The organism is Paractinoplanes rishiriensis, assembly GCF_016862375.1.
Lineage (GTDB): Bacteria > Actinomycetota > Actinomycetes > Mycobacteriales > Micromonosporaceae > Actinoplanes > Actinoplanes rishiriensis.
Window position 1 is genome coordinate 172,732 of sequence record NZ_BOMV01000039.1, and the last position, 17,810, is coordinate 190,541.

24 protein-coding genes, 1 pseudogene and 1 riboswitch are annotated in these 17,810 nt (G+C 70.3%); of the genes and pseudogenes, 1 reads left to right on the forward strand and 24 read right to left on the reverse strand.

The window, feature by feature from the left end:
- Positions 1–5: 5 nt before the first annotated feature.
- The 8 genes from thiD to Ari01nite_RS17715 all read right to left on the reverse strand — a co-directional run bounded on the left by thiD (position 6) and on the right by Ari01nite_RS17715 (position 6,480).
- On the reverse strand, positions 6–764 hold the full coding sequence (gene thiD / locus Ari01nite_RS17680; protein ID WP_203782355.1) for a bifunctional hydroxymethylpyrimidine kinase/phosphomethylpyrimidine kinase: 759 nt from the start codon (positions 762–764) through the stop codon (positions 6–8).
- Entirely contained in the window at positions 761–1,435 is a 675-nt protein-coding gene (locus tag Ari01nite_RS17685) for a thiamine phosphate synthase (protein ID WP_203782356.1), read from the reverse strand. The genes thiD and Ari01nite_RS17685 overlap by 4 nt, the downstream gene beginning before the upstream one ends.
- Positions 1,429–2,172 carry a thiazole synthase gene (locus Ari01nite_RS17690; RefSeq protein WP_203782357.1) on the reverse strand — a complete coding sequence of 248 codons (744 nt, stop codon included), beginning with the start codon at positions 2,170–2,172 and terminating at the stop codon, positions 1,429–1,431. Before Ari01nite_RS17690 ends, Ari01nite_RS17685 begins: the two co-directional genes overlap by 7 nt.
- A gap of 1 nt (position 2,173) precedes the next feature.
- The gene (gene thiS, locus Ari01nite_RS17695; protein ID WP_203782358.1) at positions 2,174–2,377 is read right to left on the reverse strand and encodes a sulfur carrier protein ThiS; all 204 of its coding nucleotides are present in this window, start codon (positions 2,375–2,377) and stop codon (positions 2,174–2,176) included.
- A complete protein-coding gene (gene thiO / locus Ari01nite_RS17700) occupies positions 2,374–3,378 on the reverse strand; it encodes a glycine oxidase ThiO (protein WP_203782359.1) in 1,005 nt (334 codons plus the stop codon). Before thiO ends, thiS begins: the two co-directional genes overlap by 4 nt.
- Positions 3,379–3,430: 52 nt before the next feature.
- Positions 3,431–4,045 (reverse strand): thiamine phosphate synthase, encoded by a 615-nt coding sequence (gene thiE / locus Ari01nite_RS17705; protein WP_438872189.1) that lies wholly within the window; start codon positions 4,043–4,045, stop codon positions 3,431–3,433.
- A riboswitch (TPP riboswitch) is annotated at positions 4,039–4,150 on the reverse strand. (Overlaps the previous gene by 7 nt.)
- Positions 4,151–4,185: 35 nt before the next feature.
- Entirely contained in the window at positions 4,186–5,832 is a 1,647-nt protein-coding gene (locus Ari01nite_RS17710; protein WP_203782360.1) for an ABC-F family ATP-binding cassette domain-containing protein, read from the reverse strand.
- A 33-nt stretch (positions 5,833–5,865) separates the two neighbouring features.
- On the reverse strand, positions 5,866–6,480 hold the full coding sequence (locus Ari01nite_RS17715; RefSeq protein WP_203782445.1) for a class I SAM-dependent methyltransferase: 615 nt from the start codon (positions 6,478–6,480) through the stop codon (positions 5,866–5,868).
- Positions 6,481–6,576: 96 nt separating this feature from the next.
- Here Ari01nite_RS17715 and Ari01nite_RS17720 point away from each other — a divergent pair, with 96 nt between their 5' ends.
- Positions 6,577–7,356: a hypothetical protein gene (locus Ari01nite_RS17720; RefSeq protein ID WP_203782361.1), complete on the forward strand. Its 780-nt coding sequence runs from the start codon at positions 6,577–6,579 to the stop codon at positions 7,354–7,356.
- A gap of 1 nt (position 7,357) precedes the next feature.
- On the opposite strand, the gene truA is transcribed toward Ari01nite_RS17720, so the two are convergent.
- The 16 genes and pseudogenes from truA to rpsE form a co-directional block, all read right to left on the reverse strand.
- Complete coding sequence (truA, locus tag Ari01nite_RS17725; RefSeq protein ID WP_203782362.1) at positions 7,358–8,161, reverse strand: tRNA pseudouridine(38-40) synthase TruA; 804 nt, start codon at positions 8,159–8,161, stop codon at positions 7,358–7,360.
- Positions 8,162–8,226: 65 nt separating this feature from the next.
- Positions 8,227–8,802 (reverse strand): 50S ribosomal protein L17, encoded by a 576-nt coding sequence (rplQ, locus tag Ari01nite_RS17730; protein ID WP_203782363.1) that lies wholly within the window; start codon positions 8,800–8,802, stop codon positions 8,227–8,229.
- 39 nt (positions 8,803–8,841) lie between these two features.
- Complete coding sequence (locus tag Ari01nite_RS17735; protein ID WP_020513615.1) at positions 8,842–9,864, reverse strand: DNA-directed RNA polymerase subunit alpha; 1,023 nt, start codon at positions 9,862–9,864, stop codon at positions 8,842–8,844.
- A 163-nt stretch (positions 9,865–10,027) separates the two neighbouring features.
- Entirely contained in the window at positions 10,028–10,654 is a 627-nt protein-coding gene (gene rpsD, locus Ari01nite_RS17740; RefSeq protein WP_203782364.1) for a 30S ribosomal protein S4, read from the reverse strand.
- Between the two features lie 16 nt (positions 10,655–10,670).
- Entirely contained in the window at positions 10,671–11,078 is a 408-nt protein-coding gene (gene rpsK / locus Ari01nite_RS17745; RefSeq protein ID WP_014440747.1) for a 30S ribosomal protein S11, read from the reverse strand.
- Between the two features lie 17 nt (positions 11,079–11,095).
- Positions 11,096–11,476, reverse strand: a complete 381-nt coding sequence (gene rpsM, locus Ari01nite_RS17750) for a 30S ribosomal protein S13 (RefSeq protein ID WP_203782365.1) — start codon at positions 11,474–11,476, stop codon at positions 11,096–11,098.
- 136 nt (positions 11,477–11,612) lie between these two features.
- Positions 11,613–11,729, reverse strand: a complete 117-nt coding sequence (gene rpmJ, locus Ari01nite_RS17755) for a 50S ribosomal protein L36 (protein WP_015619018.1) — start codon at positions 11,727–11,729, stop codon at positions 11,613–11,615.
- Positions 11,730–11,789: 60 nt separating this feature from the next.
- Positions 11,790–12,011, reverse strand: coding sequence for a translation initiation factor IF-1 (gene infA, locus Ari01nite_RS17760; RefSeq protein WP_007073013.1), 222 nt, complete (start codon positions 12,009–12,011; stop codon positions 11,790–11,792).
- A gap of 343 nt (positions 12,012–12,354) precedes the next feature.
- Positions 12,355–12,870, reverse strand: a pseudogene (locus Ari01nite_RS17765) (DUF1707 SHOCT-like domain-containing protein); the annotation flags it as partial.
- A 71-nt stretch (positions 12,871–12,941) separates the two neighbouring features.
- Positions 12,942–13,379 carry a DUF1707 SHOCT-like domain-containing protein gene (locus Ari01nite_RS17770; protein WP_239162820.1) on the reverse strand — a complete coding sequence of 146 codons (438 nt, stop codon included), beginning with the start codon at positions 13,377–13,379 and terminating at the stop codon, positions 12,942–12,944.
- A 21-nt stretch (positions 13,380–13,400) separates the two neighbouring features.
- Entirely contained in the window at positions 13,401–14,234 is an 834-nt protein-coding gene (gene map / locus Ari01nite_RS17775) for a type I methionyl aminopeptidase (protein ID WP_203782366.1), read from the reverse strand.
- A gap of 1 nt (position 14,235) precedes the next feature.
- Positions 14,236–14,889: an adenylate kinase gene (locus Ari01nite_RS17780; RefSeq protein WP_203782367.1), complete on the reverse strand. Its 654-nt coding sequence runs from the start codon at positions 14,887–14,889 to the stop codon at positions 14,236–14,238.
- A 74-nt stretch (positions 14,890–14,963) separates the two neighbouring features.
- Positions 14,964–16,310 (reverse strand): preprotein translocase subunit SecY, encoded by a 1,347-nt coding sequence (gene secY / locus Ari01nite_RS17785; RefSeq protein WP_203782448.1) that lies wholly within the window; start codon positions 16,308–16,310, stop codon positions 14,964–14,966.
- A 241-nt stretch (positions 16,311–16,551) separates the two neighbouring features.
- The gene (rplO, locus tag Ari01nite_RS17790; RefSeq protein WP_203782368.1) at positions 16,552–17,001 is read right to left on the reverse strand and encodes a 50S ribosomal protein L15; all 450 of its coding nucleotides are present in this window, start codon (positions 16,999–17,001) and stop codon (positions 16,552–16,554) included.
- Entirely contained in the window at positions 17,002–17,184 is a 183-nt protein-coding gene (gene rpmD, locus Ari01nite_RS17795) for a 50S ribosomal protein L30 (RefSeq protein ID WP_014440739.1), read from the reverse strand.
- A complete protein-coding gene (gene rpsE / locus Ari01nite_RS17800; protein ID WP_203782369.1) occupies positions 17,184–17,807 on the reverse strand; it encodes a 30S ribosomal protein S5 in 624 nt (207 codons plus the stop codon). The genes rpmD and rpsE overlap by 1 nt, the downstream gene beginning before the upstream one ends.
- Positions 17,808–17,810: the final 3 nt, after the last annotated feature.

Sequence of the window (17,810 nt, forward strand, 5' to 3'; positions counted from 1 at the left end):
ATCGATCAGGCGAAGTGGTCGAGCGGTCCGGGCCCGGCGCCCAGCTGCCACTTCTGACCACCGGCGAGCGCCGCGGTCACGTACGTCTTGGCCGCCCGGACCGCCGCCGGCACCGGATCACCGAGCGCGAGCCGCACCGCGACGGCCGAGGAGAAGGTGCACCCCGACCCGTGGTTGTTGCGGGTGTCCACCGGCTCACCGCGCAGCACCGAGGTGACCCCGTCGTGGTGCAGCACGTCGATGGCCAGCTCGCTGCCGGTCACCACCACCGCGCGGGCACCCCCGGCGGCCAGGCGTTCCGCCGCCCGGGACATCTCCTCGGCCGTCTCGACCGGGCTTTGCGAGAGGGCGCCGGCTTCGTGCCGGTTGGGCGTCAAGACACAGGGGTACGCGAGCAGCGGCGCCACCGCACCCACCTCACCCAGCCGTGACCCGGACGTGGCCACCAGCACCGGGTCGACAACCAGGTTGGGCAGCCGCGCAACCCGCTCCACGATCACCGCCGTGACCGCCGGGTCCCCGATCATCCCCACCTTGACCGCCGCCACGTCGAAGTCGGCCAGCACCGCATCAATCTGAGCCGCCACGATCGCCGCCGGCACCGGATGGATGGCGGTGACCCCCTGCGTGTTCTGCGCGGTGATGGCGGTGATGACCGAGGTCCCGTACGCCCCCAGCGCCGCGAACGTCTTGAGATCAGCCTGAATCCCCGCGCCCCCACCGGAGTCGGACCCCGCGATGGTCAACACCACGGGCGGTGTCACCACCTCACCCCCACGCCGTCACCCGGCGCTGCCGGCCGCAGCATTCCTACCGCACCGGCAGCGACCACCGCCGGAGCCGGCCGTGCCGTCGCGAGGGCCGAGCGGGCCGCGCCGAAAGCCGTCGCCAACGCGCGGGCCGTGGCCTCCGGGTCGGGTGAGCGCAGCACCGCGCCCAGCACCGCGATCCCACTCGCGCCGGCCGTCGCGCAAGCCGCCGCGCGCGACGGCGAGTCGATGCCGCCCAGCGCCAGCCACGGCACCCCGCCGGCCAGCGCCGCCGCACCCGCCGGCCCGAGCGCCGGACCGTAGCCGGGTTTCGTCGCCGTCGGGTAGATCGGCGAAAGCGTCACGTAGTCCGCATCGGACAAATCCGGGACGCCGTGACAGGAGCGGCCGACCAGGGACAGTCCCGGCGCCGGCATCGGATCGGCGGACGCCAGGTGCACCGCGTCCGCGCCCAACGGGTCCGGGCCGGCCACGATCAGCCGGCCCGGGGGCAGCAGATCGCGCAACTCGACCGCCAGACGGCGGCGTTGCGCGTACGGCAGATCCCGATCGCGCAGGACCACCCACCCGGCGCCACCGCGGACCGCGGCCGCCACCACCTCGATCAGCGGCCCGGCGGCGAGCCGCCGGTCGGTGAGCACCACCAGGCCCATCGGGGTCACCACTGCGCCAGCCCTTCGTCCGAAGTGGACGCCACCGCGTGGTAGCGCCGCGGAATCCGGCCCGACGTGTACGCCAGCCGGCCCGCCTCGACCGCGTGCCGCATCGCCGACGCCATCCCGGCCGGGTTGTCGGCCCTGGTCACGGCGCTCGCGATCAGCACCGCGTCGCAGCCCAGCTCCATCGCCAGCGCCGCGTCCGAGGCCGTGCCGATGCCCGCGTCCAGCACCACCGGCACTTCGACCGCCTGGCGGATCAGCCGGATGTGGTGCGGGTTGCAGATGCCCAGGCCGGAACCGATCGGCGAGCCGGCCGGCATCACCGCGGCACAGCCGACGTCGGCCAGGCGGCGGGCCAGGATCGGATCGTCGCTGGTGTACGGGAGGACCGTGAACCCGTCCGCCACCAGGGTTTCCGCCGCCCGCAGCAGTTCCACCCCGTCCGGCAGCAGGGTGCGCTCGTCACCGATCACCTCGAGTTTGATCAGGTCGGTCTCGAACGCGTCCCGGGCCAGGTGGGCCGTCTTGACCGCGTCGCCGGCCGTGTAGCAGCCCGCGGTGTTCGGCAGCACCCGCACGCCGGTCCGGTCGAGCATCGGCAGCAGCCCCGGCCCGGCCGCCTCGACCCGCCGCAGCGCCACGGTGACCAGCCCGGTCCCGGACGCGACGATCGCCTCCTCCAGCGCTACCAGGCTGTTCGCTCCGCCGGTGCCCAGGATCAGCCGGGAGTTCCCGAAGAACATGTCAACCTCCCTGCGCCGCGGTCAGCACCTCGACCCGGTCGCCGTCCGTGAGCGGCACCGTCGCCCAGGTCGAACGCGGCACCACCGTCCCGTTGACCGCGACCGCCACCCCGCGGCGCGCCTCGGTGACCCGCTCCACCAGGGCCGCCACCGACAGGTCGTCGCCGCCCTCGATCACGTCCCGCCCATTGACCGTCAACCTCATCGGAACCTCCCCGGCGCGAATTCGGCGAGCAACGGATCGGCCACCCCGTCGGCCACCAGCCCCGCGATCAGCTCGGCGGTGACCGGCGCCAGCAGCACGCCGTTGCGGTGATGCCCGGCCGCCACCACGACCCGGTCGTCGAGCCGGCCGAGCAGCGGCGCGTTGTCCGGCGTGCCCGGCCGGTGTCCCACGGTCGTCTCGGCCAGTTCGTGTTCGGCGAGCTGCGGCACCAGGTCGACGGCCGCGCGCAGCAGGTCGAGCACGCCGCCCGCGGTCACGGTGGCGTCGGTCCGCTCCTCCTGGGTCGCGCCCACCACGATCTCGCCGTCGGCGCGTGGCACCAGGTAGACCTCGCGACCGTCCACCGTGGCGTCCAGCACGTGCCGCAGCAGCCCCGGCTCGCCGCGCAGCCGCAGCACCTGCCCCTTCACCGGCCGGATCGGCAGCCCGGTCAGCCGCGCGGTGCCGCAGCCGGCGGCGACCACCACGGTCCCGGCCTGCACCTCGTCGAGCGACTCGACCCGCTTGGCGACGATCCGCCCGGCCAGCCGATCGCGCAGCGCGGCCACCACCCGGCGCGGGTCGACCTGCCGCTCCCCCGGCGCGTGCACCCCGGCCCGGATCCGCGGCGACAGCGCCGGTTCCCGCTCGCGCAGTTCGGAGGGCCGCAGCACCGGCAGCTTCTGCCGGGCCCACCAGCGCGCCCTCTCGGCGACGTCATCGGCGGTCAGCGCCAACCCGAGCGTCCCGGTGCCGTCGTAACCGACGTCCACCCCGAGTCCGGCGGCAAAGTCCGGCCAGAGTCCGGCCGATCGATTCATGAGTACGCCGAGAGCCGGCCCCTCGAACGCCGACTCCCCACCCGGATGCAGCATCCCGGCCGCTACGTGCCAGGCCCCGGTTTCCCCGTCGTCCAGGACGGTGACGTCGACCCCACGCTGCACCAGCCGCCAGGCGATAGCCAGCCCGATGATCCCGCCCCCGACAATCGCGACGCTCATGAGAGCACCACTCCGAGGGCAGCACCACCGCGAAAGCCGCACCGCACCGCGCTCACGACGCGCTCACCCGAGAAGGCGCGGCGCCCGGCCTCGACGACAACGCCGCCAGAAGTTCGACGGCGGCCCCGGCCGGGTCAGCCGCGATCGCCGACACCGCAGCCACCCCGTAGCAATCCAGCGTCGCCGCGCGTTCCGGGGTGATGCCGCCGATCGCGATCACCGGCGTCCCCGGCACCGCCGCGGTGACGGCCGCGATCCCGGCCGGTCCGATCGGCGCCGGCAGACCGTCCTTCGTGGACGTCGCGAATGCCGGCCCCACCCCCAGATAGCTGGCGCCGTCCGCCACCGCGGCGCGTGCCTGCTCCGGATTCCGGCAGGTGGCGCCCAGCACCGCGGAGGGTCCCAGCACCCGCCGCGCCGCCGCCACCGGCAGATCGTCCGCGCCGACGTGCACGCCGTCGGCCCCGGCCGCCAGCGCCACCCCCACCCGGTCGTCGACCAGCAGGAGGGCGCCGGCCGCCCGGCACAGCGGCAACGCCGCAGTCGTCAGGGCGTACGCCAACCGATCTGAGGTTTTGATCCTGATCTGGACGGCGACCGGTCCATGGCCGACCGCGCCGCGCACCACGTCGAGGGAGTCGGTGACGATATGCAAACGAGGAAACAACGAACGCTCCTCCCTGCGCCGGCATGATCCGGATCAGGTTCGACGGTCGGGGGCCGCGTCAGCCCCCCTCTCAGCCCGGTGCTCCGGACTCCCGTGGGGTTGTGTTGTTTCGGACCATAACCGGTCCGTTACCGAATGCGCTACCGCACGTCCCAGACCGGCTCTGGGGTCTCGATCACTTCGCCGTCGCTCTGGAACAGCACGAACCGATCGAACGACCTGGTGAACCAGCGATCGTGGGTGACCGCGATCACCGTGCCCTCGAACAGCCGGAGGCCCTCTTCCAGGGCTTCCGCCGAGGCCAGGTCCAAGTTGTCTGTTGGTTCGTCCAGCAGCAGAACGGTCGCCCCTGACAGTTCCAGCAGAAGCACCAGGAACCGGGCCTGCTGCCCGCCGGACAGCGTGCCGAACCGCTGGTCACCCTGCCCGGCCAGCTCGTACCGGTTGAGCGCCTTCATGGCACCCGCCCGGTCCATGCCGGACCGATGGTCGTCGCCCCGCCAGAGGATCTCCACGAGGGTCCGATCGAGCAGTTCCGGCCGGTCGTGCGTCTGCGAGAAATGACCGGGCCGCACCCGCGCACCGAGCCGCGCCACACCCGAGTGCGCCACGTGTGCCAGCGGTGCACCGTCGACCGGTTTGTTTTCCGCCTCGGGGTCGGTGCCGCCGGCCGCGAGCAGGCGCAGGAAGTGCGATTTCCCGGTGCCGTTCGCGCCCAGCACCGCGACCCGGTCGCCGTACCAGATCTCCAGGTCGAACGGGAAGGTCAGGTTGTCCATCTCCAGCTGCTCACAGATCACCGCGCGCTTCGCGGTCCGGCCGCCGCGCAGGTTCATCCGCAGCGACTGCTCCTTGGGCGGCAGCGGCGGCGGCCCGGCCTCCTCGAACTTGCGCAACCGGGTCTGCGCGGCCTGGTAGCGCGAGGCCATGCCGTCGTTGTACGTGGCCTTCTGCTTCAGCGTGAAGACCAGCTCGCGCAGCTTCTGGTGTTCCTCCTCCCAGCGCCGCCGGGTCTCCTCGAGCCGCTCGTGCCGGTGCACCCGGGCCTCGTGCCAGGACGCGAAGCCACCCGGGTGGGTCCAGGCACTGCCGCCCTCGACGGCCACCACCCGGTCGGCGGTCTGGGCCAGCAACTCCCGGTCGTGCGAGACGTACAGCACCGACTTCGGCGACTCGCGCAACCGGGCCTCGAGCCATCTCTTTCCGGGTACGTCGAGAAAGTTGTCCGGCTCGTCGAGCAGGAGCACCTCGTCGGAACCCCGCAGCAGCAGATCGAGCGCGAACCGTTTCTGCTGGCCGCCGGAGAGGGTCCGGACCGGACGGTGCCGCGACTCCTCCCACGATTTGCCGAGGATCGCGACCGCCACGGTGTCGAACAGCACCTCGGCGTCGTATCCGCCGGCCTCGCCCCAGGCCGCCAGGGCATTCGCGTACGCCAGCTGGCTGCGCTCGGTCTCGTCGAGTCCGGCGGCCGCGGTGGCCACGCGTTCGCCCGCCGCGTGCAGCGGCGGGTCGACCAGCGACAGGGCCAGGTCCTCGAGCGTACGGTCATCGCCGATCATGCCGATGAACTGGCGCATCACCCCCAGGCCGCCGGCCCGCGCGATGCTGCCGGACTGGTTCGGCAGGTCACCCGCCACCATCCGGAGCAGCGTGGTCTTGCCGGCCCCGTTCGGACCCACGAGCGCCACCTTGGCACCCTCACCGACCCGGAACGACACGTCGGCGAACAACTCCCGGCCGTCGGGCAGCACGAATCCTGCCCCGGCGACGTCCACGTAACCCATGAGGGGCCATTCTCCCGGTTGCGGCCGCTGAGGTCAGCCGGTTTTCCGCCGCACCTTCAGCACCCGGAACCCACGCTGGCTGGCCACCCGCTCGACCACCCAGTCCCGCTCGACCAGCCAGGCGTGCAGCGAGTCGCCGCCGAGGTTCCGGTTGATCACCAGCCAGGCGACGCCGTCCGGGGCCAGCCGGGGCAGCCAGCGCTCCATGACCGCGTGCAGTTCGCCCTTGCCGACATGGGTGGGCGGGTTGCTCCAGATCTGGTCGACCACCAGATCGTCCGGCACCTCGTCGGGGGCCGCCACCCGCACCCGGTCGCCGAGGCCGAGGCCGGCGGCGTTCTCCGCGGTCAGCTCGCGGGCCCGGCCGTTCACGTCGACCGCCCACACCTCGGCGGCCGGCGCCTCGCTGGCCAGTACGCAGGTGATCGGGCCGTACCCGCAGCCGATGTCCAGGAAGACCCCGGTGGCGCCGGCGTCCGGCAGGTCGGCCTTGCGCAGCAGCACCGCGGTGCCGGGGTCGAGCCGCCCGGCCGAGAACACCCCGGACGCCACGGTCAGCCGGTAGTCCCGGCCCGCGACGTTGAACTCGATCTCGCCGCGCCGGGCGGGGGTGGCCGGGTCGGTGCTGAAGTAGTGCTCGGCGCTCACCTGGTCAGTCTGCCGCCGGGTGCCGGACCGCCGAGCGCCGGGGTGCCGCACAGCCAGTGCGTTCATCGATCACCATGCGCTCCTACCGTGAAATGCATGCTGTACGGCACCCCTACGCGCGCCACCCACCGCGCGACCGCCGGCGGCGGCTTGGCCCTACCCCTGCGCTCCGCCGGCCAGCATCGTGTCCCGGCCCGCCGGCGCGAACCGCAGCGGACCGCGCACCTGGTGGTCCAGGGCCTGGCCGCAGTGATCGTGCTGGGTCTCACCACGCTGATCGGCTCGTTCATCGTGGCCGACGCGCAGCGGGCCCTCGACGCCACGCCACCCCGCGCGGTCGCCGGCGGCCTCGACTCACGCGCCCTCGACGACGACCCGCTGACGCTCCAGGAGATCTTTCCGGACCGGCGGACGCTGACCGCGCCGGCCGCTCCGAGCACCTACCGGATCGGCATCACGCACACCGACAGCGACTGCCGCACGGCCACCAGTGGCGCCCTCGGCGGGCTGCTCGCCGAGCGCGGGTGCAGCCAGGTGTTGCGGGCCGCGATGTCCGCGCCGTACGGCGACTACCAGGTCACCGCCGGGGTGTTCAACCTGGCCGACGCCGCGGGCGCCGAGGACGTCGACGGCCGGCTGCGGCTGCTGGTGGAGACCGGGGACGGCAACTTCGCCACGCTGCCGGCGGCGGACGCGGCGGCCACCCAGCACGTGGGCTGGCGGGCACACGGCCACTACCTGCTCTACTGCGTGATCACCCGGCCGGACGGGCAGTTGGTCAGCGGCGACGACCCGAACGCCGCCCGGATCACCGCCGACCTGGTCGACGACTACCTGGGCGAGATCATCCTGCAGCGCCGGGCGGCCGGGGTCTGAGTCAGGCACGCAGCCGGCGGGTTGCTTCGGCACGGGCCGCGTACTCGTCGGCGCCGGGATAGCCCACCGCCACCAGGGTGAGCCCGTGCGCCGGGGCCACGGTCACCTCGCTGGAGCGTTCCCGCAGCGTGAGCAGGGTGGCCGGCCAGTGCGGCGGGCGGCGGCCGTCGCCGGCGGTGAGCATCGCACCGACCAGGCTGCGCACCATCGACTGGCAGAACGCGTCGGCCTGCACGGTGGCCACGCAGATCCCGTCCGGGTCCCGGCGCCAGTCCAGCCGGGTGATGGCCCGGACCGTGGTGGCGTGCTCCTTGCGTTTGCAGTACGCGGCGTAGTCGTGCTCGCCGACCAGCCCGGCCGCGGCCTCGTTGAGCAGGGCCAGGTCGAGCGGTCGCAGCCAGCCGAGCGTGTCGTGCCGGCGCAGCGGTTCCGGCCCCCAGGGCGTGTCCGCCACCCGGTACTCGTACCGCCGGAAGGTGGCCGAGAACCGCGCGTCGAACGTGTCCGGCACCGGCGTGACGGTCCGCACCCGCGCGTCCGGCGGCATCAGCGCGGCGAGCCGGCGCAGCAGGGTGCCGTCCAGCCGGGCCCAGTCCTCGTCCGGCAGGTCGATGTGGCAGACCTGGCCGGTGGCGTGCACGCCGGCGTCGGTGCGCCCGGCCACCGTGAGTCCCAGCGGCACGCCGGCACCGACCAGCCGCTCCAGGGCCTCGGTGAGCACGCCCGCGACCGTGCGCCGGGCCGGCTGCGCGGCCCAGCCGGAGAACTCGGCGCCGTCGTATGACACGTCCAGTCGTAAGCGCATGGATCCCATCCGTACAACGGAAAGGCCCGGCACCCATCCGGGTGCCGGGCGCTTCCGTGCGTCAGTTACGCCTTGGCGGTGTCGTCGCCCTCGGCCTGGTCGCCGGGGCCCTCGGCACCCTTGTCGCCGGACGCGCTGACCGGCGGCTCGGCGTCCTGGTCGTCCGCGCGGGCGGCCGGAGCCTCGTCCTCGCGGGCCAGGGCCTCGACCTTGTCCTGCTGCGCGGTCGCCTTGCGGGCGGTCTTCTTGGTCGCCTTGGCCGGCGCCGTGGTGGCCGCGACCTCGAGCTCCTCGACCAGCTCGATGACGGCCATCGGAGCCGCGTCGCCCTTGCGCAGGCCGGTCTTGGTGATCCGGGTGTAGCCACCCGGCCGGTTGCCGTATCGCGGAGCGATCTGCTCGAACAGGGCGTACACGACGTCCTTGTCCTTCACGATGGTCAGCACCCGGCGACGGGCGTGCAGGTCGCCGCGCTTGGCCTTCGTGATGAGCTGCTCAGCCAGCGGGCGTAGCCGCTTGGCCTTCGTCTCGGTGGTCTTGATCTTCCCGTGCCGGAAAAGCTCGGTGGCCAGGTTGGCCAGGATGAGCTTCTCGTGCGCCGGGCTGCCGCCGAGGCGGGGACCCTTGGTGGGCGTGGGCATTTCAGATGCTCCTTGGGGAAAGCCGGAAGGGAGCGAGCTCTAGAGCTGCTCAGTCTCGCGGTAGTCGTCGGTGTCGTAGTCCACGTCGCCGAACGAGTCCACGACGTGCGCGGGGTCGAAGGACGGCGCGCTGTCCTTGAGACCCAGGCCCATTCCGGCGAGCTTCATCTTGACCTCGTCGATGGACTTCTGACCGAAATTCCTTATATCCAGGAGGTCGGCCTCGGTGCGTCCGATCAGCTCGCCGACGCTGTTGATGCCCTCGCGCTTGAGGCAGTTGTAGGACCGGACGGTGAGGTCCAGCTCCTCGATCGGCAGGGCCAGGTCGGCGGCCAGCTGCGCGTCCTGCGGTGACGGGCCGATGTCGATGCCCTCGGCGGTCTCGTCCAGCTCCCGGCAGAGGCCGAACAGCTCGACCAGCGTCGAACCGGCCGAGGCCAGCGCGGTGCGGGGCGAGATGGAGGCCTTCGACTCGACGTCGATGATCAGCCGGTCGAAGTCGGTGCGCTGCTCGACACGGGTCGCCTCGACGCGGTAGGTCACCTTCATCACCGGCGAGTAGATCGAGTCGACCGGGATCCGGCCGATCTCGGCGCCGGTGTTCTTGTTCTGCGCCGCCGTGACGTAACCACGGCCCCGCTCGACGGTGAGCTCCATGTCGAGCCGGCCCTTGCTGTTGAGCGTGGCCAGCTTCAGGTCGGGGTTGTGCACGGACACGCCGGCCGGGGGCTGGATGTCACCGGCGGTGACGTCGCCCGGGCCCTGCTTGCGCAGGTACATGCTGACCGGCTCGTCGTGCTCGGAGCTCACGGTGAGCTCCTTGACGTTCATGACCAGCTCGACCACGTCCTCCTTGACACCGGGGATCGTGGTGAACTCGTGCAGAACGCCGTCGATCTTGATGCTGGTGACCGCCGCGCCCGGGATGGACGACAGCAGGGTCCGGCGGAGGGAGTTGCCGAGGGTGTAGCCGAAGCCCGGCTCCAGGGGCTCGATGGTGAACCGGGAGCGGGTCTCGCTGAGCGACTCCTCCGAGAGAGTCGGCCGCTGGCTGATGAGCACTCGATACTTCTTTCTGTCAGGGCCGCCGCTATATGCGGCCCGTCCTGCAGGTGCCGGCCTGATGGCCGGCACCCGATGAGGGTTATTCAGGGCCGACCCGGACCACAACTTGGCCGCAGGTCGCCGGGGTGATCTCCACCGCCCTGAATAATCCTCATCAGCACTACTTGGAGTAGAGCTCGACGATCAGCTGCTCCTGGACCTGCGTGTCGATGACCGCGCGGGCCGGGAGCGAGTGGATCAGGATCTTCATCTCGCTCGGGATGGGCTCGAGCCACGCCGGCACCGGCCGGGAACCGGCCTGGGCCTGCGCGATGACGAAGGGAGTCATCTCCTTCGACTTCTCGCGGAGCGTGACGATGTCGTGCTCCTTCACCCGGTACGACGGGATGTCGACCTTGACGCCGTTGACCAGGAAGTGCCCGTGCTTGACGAACTGCCGGGCCTGGTCCCGGGACGACGCGTAGCCGCTCCGGTAGACGACGTTGTCCAGTCGCGACTCGAGGATCTGCAGCAGCACCTCGCCGGTCTTGCCGGGCTTGGTGACAGCCTCCTCGTAGTAGCCGCGGAACTGCTTCTCGAGCACGCCGTACGCGCGGCGGGCCTTCTGCTTCTCGCGGTGCTGGAGCAGGTACTCGGTCTCCTTGGTCCGGCCGCGGCCGTGCTGCCCGGGCGGGAACGGCCGGGACTCGAACGGACACTTCGGACCATCGCACTTGCTGCCCTTGAGGAACAGCTTCATCTTCTCGCGGCGGCAGCGCTTGCAGTCCGCACCTGTGTAACGAGCCATCTTTCCTGTCTCTCCCTCAGACCCGGCGGCGCTTCGGCGGACGGCATCCGTTGTGCGGCTGCGGCGTGACGTCGCTGATCTGCCCGACCTCGAGGCCGGCGGCCTGCAGCGAGCGGATCGCGGTCTCCCGGCCGGAGCCGGGGCCTTTGACGAACACGTCGACCTTGCGCATGCCGTGCTCCATGGCCCGGCGCGCGGCGGCCTCGGCGGCCAGCTGCGCGGCGAACGGAGTCGACTTGCGGGAGCCCTTGAAGCCCACCTGGCCCGAGGAGGCCCAGGAGATGACCGCACCGGTCGGGTCGGTGATCGACACGATGGTGTTGTTGAAGGTGCTCTTGATGTGCGCCTGCCCGTGGGCGACGTTCTTGCGTTCTTTGCGCCGGACCTTCTTGACGGCGGCCCCAGCGCGTGCCTTCGGTGGCATAAGTCAGTGCGCTCCTATTACTTCCGACCGGGCTTCTTCTTACCGGCGACCGTGCGCTTCGGACCCTTGCGGGTACGAGCGTTGGTCCGGGTCCGCTGACCGCGCACGGGGAGACCCCGGCGGTGGCGGATACCGGCGTAGCAGCCGATCTCAACCTTGCGGCGAATGTCCGCGGCGACCTCGCGGCGAAGGTCACCTTCAACCTTGAAATTGGACTCGATGTAGTCGCGGAGCTTGACCAGCTCCTCGTCCGTGAGGTCCTTGGCGCGCTTGTTCAGGTCAATCGCAGTGGCGGTCAGTGCTTCGACGGCACGGGTGCGACCGATCCCGAAGATGTAGGTGAGCGCGATCTCCATACGCTTCTCGCGTGGCAGATCTACGCCGACGAGTCGTGCCATAAGCGGGCGTACTCCTCAAGCTGTTCGGAGGTCTGTGCCCGTCCCTCCCGTCTGCCCGGACGGGCCCCGGCCTCCGACCGGGGGTGTAGCCACACGGAGGTGACTGGGACGAGCTTTGGTGTAACGGATCCCGGGCTCAGCCCTGGCGCTGCTTGTGGCGCGCGTCGGTCTTGCAGATGACCATGACGCGACCATGCCGCCGGATGACCCGGCAGTTGTTGCAGATCCGCTTGACGCTCGGCTTGACCTTCACGGTTTGCCTTAACTCTCACTCGGACGGGTTTGTCTGGCGTTTCCGCCGCCCGTCCCCGGTTTACTTGTAGCGGTAGACAATGCGTCCACGGGTCAGGTCGTATGGCGACAGTTCGACCACGACTCGGTCCTCGGGCAGGATGCGAATGTAGTGCTGCCGCATCTTGCCGGAGATGTGAGCCAGCACCTTGTGACCATTGGCGAGCTCCACGCGGAACATGGCGTTCGGCAGGGGCTCGATCACTCGGCCCTCGATCTCGATGGCTCCGTCTTTCTTAGGCATGTCCTCCGCTACCTGACACTGGGGTTCGGGGCTAGCATGCAGCGTCATACCCGAGTTGTTGCCAGCTCGGACCAGCCGCGGCACCCGCGCATCCTCGAAGCGCTGAGGACATGCAGGAGTGGACGCTGCGCGCCAGCTAGCCAGTGTACGCGCGTCGCAGGAGCCACGCCAAACCGGTGTCGCCGTTACCCGGGGTCGGGTGTGTCGGCGCCCCGCAAATGCGACAAACAGGTCGTTAATTGTCCTGTATTGCCGGTTGGTCGGCCTCCGGAGGCCGCGGTTTCGGTGGCAACTCGCCGCGTTCGATCGCCTCGGCGACGAACGCCCGGCGCTGCTCCTTGGTCGGGTTCTCGGGCAGCTCCCCGCGGGCGATGGCCCGGGCCTGCAGCGCCCTGCGCTCCCGCTTGTGCTCGCGCAGCTGCCGCCGGAACACCCGCGCCGCGGCGTACTTGCGCGGCTCACCGGTCGCCAGCCCGCCGGCCGTGCGCAGCAGCAGGATGATGCCCCACGGCCCGAGGAACCAGAGCGGCCAGTAGAAGACCGCCTCCTCGCTGGCCACCGACGTGATCACCCAGATCACCGTGAAGAAGCCGACCGCCTTGCTCCACGGACCCCAGACGTGGCCGAGCCAGGCCGAGCGGATGCTGCTGTCGGAGCCCCGGACCGGCGCCGGCGCGGCGGGCACCACCGGGATCGAGGTGGGCAGGTCGGCCAGCAGGCGGTCCAGGTCGCCGTATGTCTTCGCCGCGTACGCACCCTGCAGGCGCTCGTCGTACTCGGTCAGGTCGAGGCGGCCCTCCTCGAGCGCGGCGCGCAGCTGATCCGCGACCTGCTGCCGATCGTTGTCGGCGGCTCGCATCCGCTCCCGGCCCATGTCCTCCAGCATGCCAGTCCCGTTCCAGCGGCCAACGGTTCGATGGGGCCGGCCGCTCAGCGGCGGTGCGGCCCGCCCTTTCCGAACCACTGGCCGCAGACGCCGAACACCAGCGGGATCAGCATCCAGACCGGCCAGAAGTAGGTCAGGTGCCCGGCGCTTGCACTGGTGATCGCCCAGATAAGGACACAAACCACAATCACTGCGCCGTACGGGCCGGCCCACTGCGCGATTTGACGGGCCGGAGAGGCCGTCTGCGGGGCCGGAGCCGCCGCGGGGGTGTGCGGCTGCACCTGGGCCCGCTGGACCGGCACCGTGCCGGGCAGGTCGGTCAGCAGGCCGTCGAGGTCGGCGTAGGTCTTGGCCGCGTAGGTGCGCTGCAGCCGGTCGTCGTACTCGCTGAGGTCGAGGCGGCCCTCGTCCAGTGCCGTCTTGAGCTGATCCGCGACCGTCTTGCGATCACTGTCGCCGGCTCGCATGTCCTCGCGCCCCATGGGCCTCAGCATGCCGGAAAGTCACGGCTGGCGCGAGGTCACCAAATCGCCCAGGCGGCCCCGGCCGCCGTCCGGCGCGGTGGTCACCCAGACGCCGTCGTCGAGCAGGCACATGGTGTGCTCCACGTGCGCGGCCACCGAGCCGTCCCGGGTCACCACGGTCCAGCCGTCGGCGAGTTCCTGGGTGCGCGGCGAACCCATCGTGATCATCGGCTCGATCGCGAGGCACAGACCCGGCACCAGGCGCGGGCCCTTGCCCGGCTTGCCGTGGTTGAGCACGTGCGGGTCCTGGTGCATCTCGGTACCGATGCCGTGCCCGCCGTAGCCGTCGACGATGCCGTACCGGCCGGCCTTGCGGATCGCCTTCTCCACGTTGAAGGAGATGTCGGTGAGGCGGCCCCGGCCGTTCGCCGCGCCGCGGGCGGCCGCCGCGATGCCGGCCCACATGGCGTCCTCGGCCACCGCGGTCATCGTCAGCAGGGCCGGGTCGGTCGCGCCGACGCCGACGGTGATCGCCGAGTCGCCGTGCCAGCCGTCCAGGATGGCGCCGCAGTCCAGCGAGATGAGGTCGCCCTCGGCGAGGATCTGGTCGGTCCGCGGGATGCCGTGCACCACCTGCTGGTTGACCGACGCGCAGATCGAAGCGGGAAAGCCCTGGTAGCCCTTGAACGACGGAACGGCGCCGGCGTCCCGGATGACCTTTTCGGCGATGGCGTCCAGGTCGCCGGTGGAGATGCCCGGCTGCACGGCCTCGCGCATGGCGTCCAGCGCGGCGGCGACAACCAGGCCGGCACCGCGCATCAGCTCGATCTGCTCGGGTGTCTTCAGCTGGATGTCCAGCTGGGGACGGCGCACGTCAGCCCCCGTACGACCGCAGGGCGTCGATGGCGCGCACGGTCACGTCCTCGACCGGGCCGGTGGCGTCGATGCCCACCAGTTTGCCCTGTGCGCCGTAGAAGTCGACCAGGGGCGCGGTCTTCTCGGCGTACTCGACCAGGCGGTTGGCGATGGTCTCCGCCTTGTCGTCGTCCCGCTGGAACAGCTCCGACCCGCAGCGGTCGCAGATGTTGTCCTTGCTGGTCGGGTCGAACTCGACGTGCCAGATCTTGCCGCAACCGCGGCAGGTCCGGCGGCCCGAGAGCCGCCGGATCACCTCGTCGTCGTCGACCACGAGTTCCATCACGAGGTCGAGCGCCGTGCCGAGGTCGGCGAGGAGCTTGTCCAGCGCCGAAGCCTGCGGCACGGTGCGCGGAAAGCCGTCGAGCAGGAAGCCGTCACCGGCGTCCGGCTCGGCCAGCCGGTCCCGGACCATGTTGATGGTCACTTCGTCCGGAACCAGCTGACCGGCATCCATGTAACGCTTGGCCTCCACGCCCAGGGGGGTTCCCTGTGACACGTTGGCCCGGAAGATGTCTCCCGTTGAGATCTTCGGTACGGCGAGGTGCGCGGCAATGAACTCAGCCTGGGTCCCCTTACCGGCCCCCGGAGGGCCCACCAGTACCAGCCGCACCTACATCGCCTCGCTTCGATGAGAACGATCCTCGCTTGCCGACGACGCGAGAGCCCCCCGGCTCCGCGTCCCCACTAGCGGAGGAACCCTTCGTAGTTGCGCTGCATGAGCTGGCTTTCGATCTGCTTCACCGTCTCCAGACCCACACCCACCATGATCAGCACCGCAACACCACCGAACGGGAAGTTCTGGTACTGCTGCGCGTTCAGCCAGATGAAGAAGAAGTTCGGCATAACCGACAGGACGGCCAGGTACAGCGCGCCCGCCAGCGTGATCCGGCTGAGGATGAAGTCCAGGTAGTCGGCGGTGGGCTTACCCGGCCGGATACCCGGCACGAACCCACCGTACTTCTTCATGTTGTCCGCGACCTCGGTCGGGTTGAACGTGATCGAGACGTAGAAGTACGTGAAGAAGATGATCAAGATGAAGTAGACGCCGATGTAGATGGAGCTGGTGGGGTCGACAAGCCACTTCTGGATCCAGATCTGGTAACCCTTGAGGTTGTTCTGGTCGAAGAACTGCAGGTACAGCTGCGGAAGGTACAGCAGCGACGAGCCGAAGATCACCGGGACGACACCGGCCTGGTTGACCTTCAGCGGGATGTAGGTGGACGTACCGCCGTACATCCGCCGGCCGATCATGCGCTTTGCGTACTGCACGGGAATCCGGCGCTGCGCCTGCTCGATGAAGACGACCAGCCCGATGATGATCAGGACCAGGCCGACGACGAGCAGGAACTTGCCCGTGCCGCTCGACTCCTTGATCGACCAACCCTCGCTGGGGAGGCGAGCCGCGATCGAGGCGAAGATGAGGACGGACATACCGTTGCCGACACCGCGGTCGGTGATGAGCTCGCCGAGCCACATCACCACGCCGGTACCGGCGGTCATGGTCAGCACCAGGATGCTCAGCGTGAGCCACATGGGCAGCCCGGTGTTCTCCGGGATGATCTGCATCTGCGGGTTGCTCTGGTCGCAGACGTTGCCGAACAGCTGGCCGGTACGGGCCAGAGCGACGAACGCCGACGACTGCAACACCGCAAGCCCGAGCGTCAGGTAGCGGGTGTACTGCGTGATCTTGGCCTGACCGGACTGGCCCTCCTTGCGGAGCTGCTCGAGTCGGGGGATGACGACCGTGAGCAGCTGCAGGATGATCGAAGCGGTGATGTACGGCATAATGCCGAGCGCAAAAACGGACAACTGCAGCAGCGCGCCACCTGAGAACAGGTTCAGCAGGTTGAGCACACCACCGCCGGCGTCCTGATCGCTCACAGCGTCAAGACACCGCCGCACGTTGGTGTAAGAAACGCCGGGGCTGGGCAAGGTGGCGCCCAACCGGTACAGCGCAATGATTGCGACTGTAAACAGCAGTTTCTTGCGCAGGTCAGGCGTCCGGAACGCACTGGTAAAGGCGGAGAGCAACTTCATCCTCCTGCGCGAGGTTACCGCCGTATCCGGCGGGTGGGGGAAGGCATCGGTCCGGACGACCGATATCCCTAGCTGGGAACGGACTCTAACAGTCTTGGAGCGCCGCGGTGAGTCACGGTAGGGCTCACCGCGCGTAGGCGCCGATCTGGCCGGTGAAGCACCAGGTCAGACGCCATAAAGGGGATGCTGTCCGAGTGACGCTCTCGCGGCGCCCGGACCAGCACCCCCACAAGCCTCACAGCTCGCTGGTGGAACCACCGGCGGCTGCGATCTTCTCCTTGGCCGACTCGCTGAAGGCGTGCGCCGAAACAGTCAGCGACACGCCGCCCAGCTCGCCGGAGCCGAGGACCTTGACGGGGTGGCCCTTGCGGACCGCACCGGCCTCGACCAGCTCGGCCGGACCGATCTCGCCGCCGTTCGGGAACAGCTCGGCGAGGCGGTCCAGGTTGACGACCTGGAAGACGACCTTGTTCCGGGACCGGTTGCCCAGGCCCTTCACCTTCGGCAGGCGCATGTGGAGGGGCATCTGCCCACCCTCGAACGCCGCCGACACATTCTTGCGGGCACCCGTGCCCTTGGTGCCCCGACCGGCGGTCTTGCCCTTGGAGCCCTCACCGCGACCCACGCGGGTCTTCGCGGTCTTGGCACCGGGTGCCGGGCGGAGGTGGTGAACCTTGATCGCCATTTACTCGACCTCCTCAACGCTCACGAGGTGGTTCACGGCGAAGATCATGCCCCGAATCTCGGGGCGGTCCTCCTTGACCACCACATCGTTGATCCGCTTCAGGCCGAGCGACCGCAGGGAGTCCCGCTGGTTCTGCTTGCGGCCGATACCGGAACGGACCTGGGTGACCTTCAAGCGTGCCATCAGCGCACCGCCGCTTCCGCACGCGCCGCCAGCATGGCGGCCGGCGCCACGTCCTCGACCGGCAGGCCACGGCGAGCCGCGACCTGCTCCGGGGACTCGAGGCCGCGCAGGGCCGCCACCGTCGCGTGCACGATGTTCAGAGGGTTCGAGGAGCCGAGGCTCTTCGACAGCACATCGTGGATGCCCGCGCACTCCAGCACGGCACGCACCGGGCCACCGGCGATGACACCGGTACCGGCGGAGGCCGGCTTGAGGAGCACGACACCCGCGGCGGCCTCGCCGGTGATCGGGTGCGGGATCGTGGCACCGATCCGCGGCACCTTGAAGAAGTGCTTCTTGGCCTCCTCGACACCCTTGGCGATGGCCGCGGGCACCTCCTTGGCCTTTCCGTAGCCGATGCCGACGGTGCCGTCACCGTCACCCACGATCACCAGGGCGGTGAAGCTGAAGCGACGACCACCCTTGACGACCTTGGCGACGCGGTTGATCGCGACGACCCGCTCGAGATGCGGGGTCTTCTCGACGGGCGCGTTGCCGCGACCGCCCTCGCGGCGGTTGTCCCGGCGGTTGCCACCCTCGGTGTTACCGCCGGACCCGCCGCCTCGGCGCTGCTGACCAGGCATTGG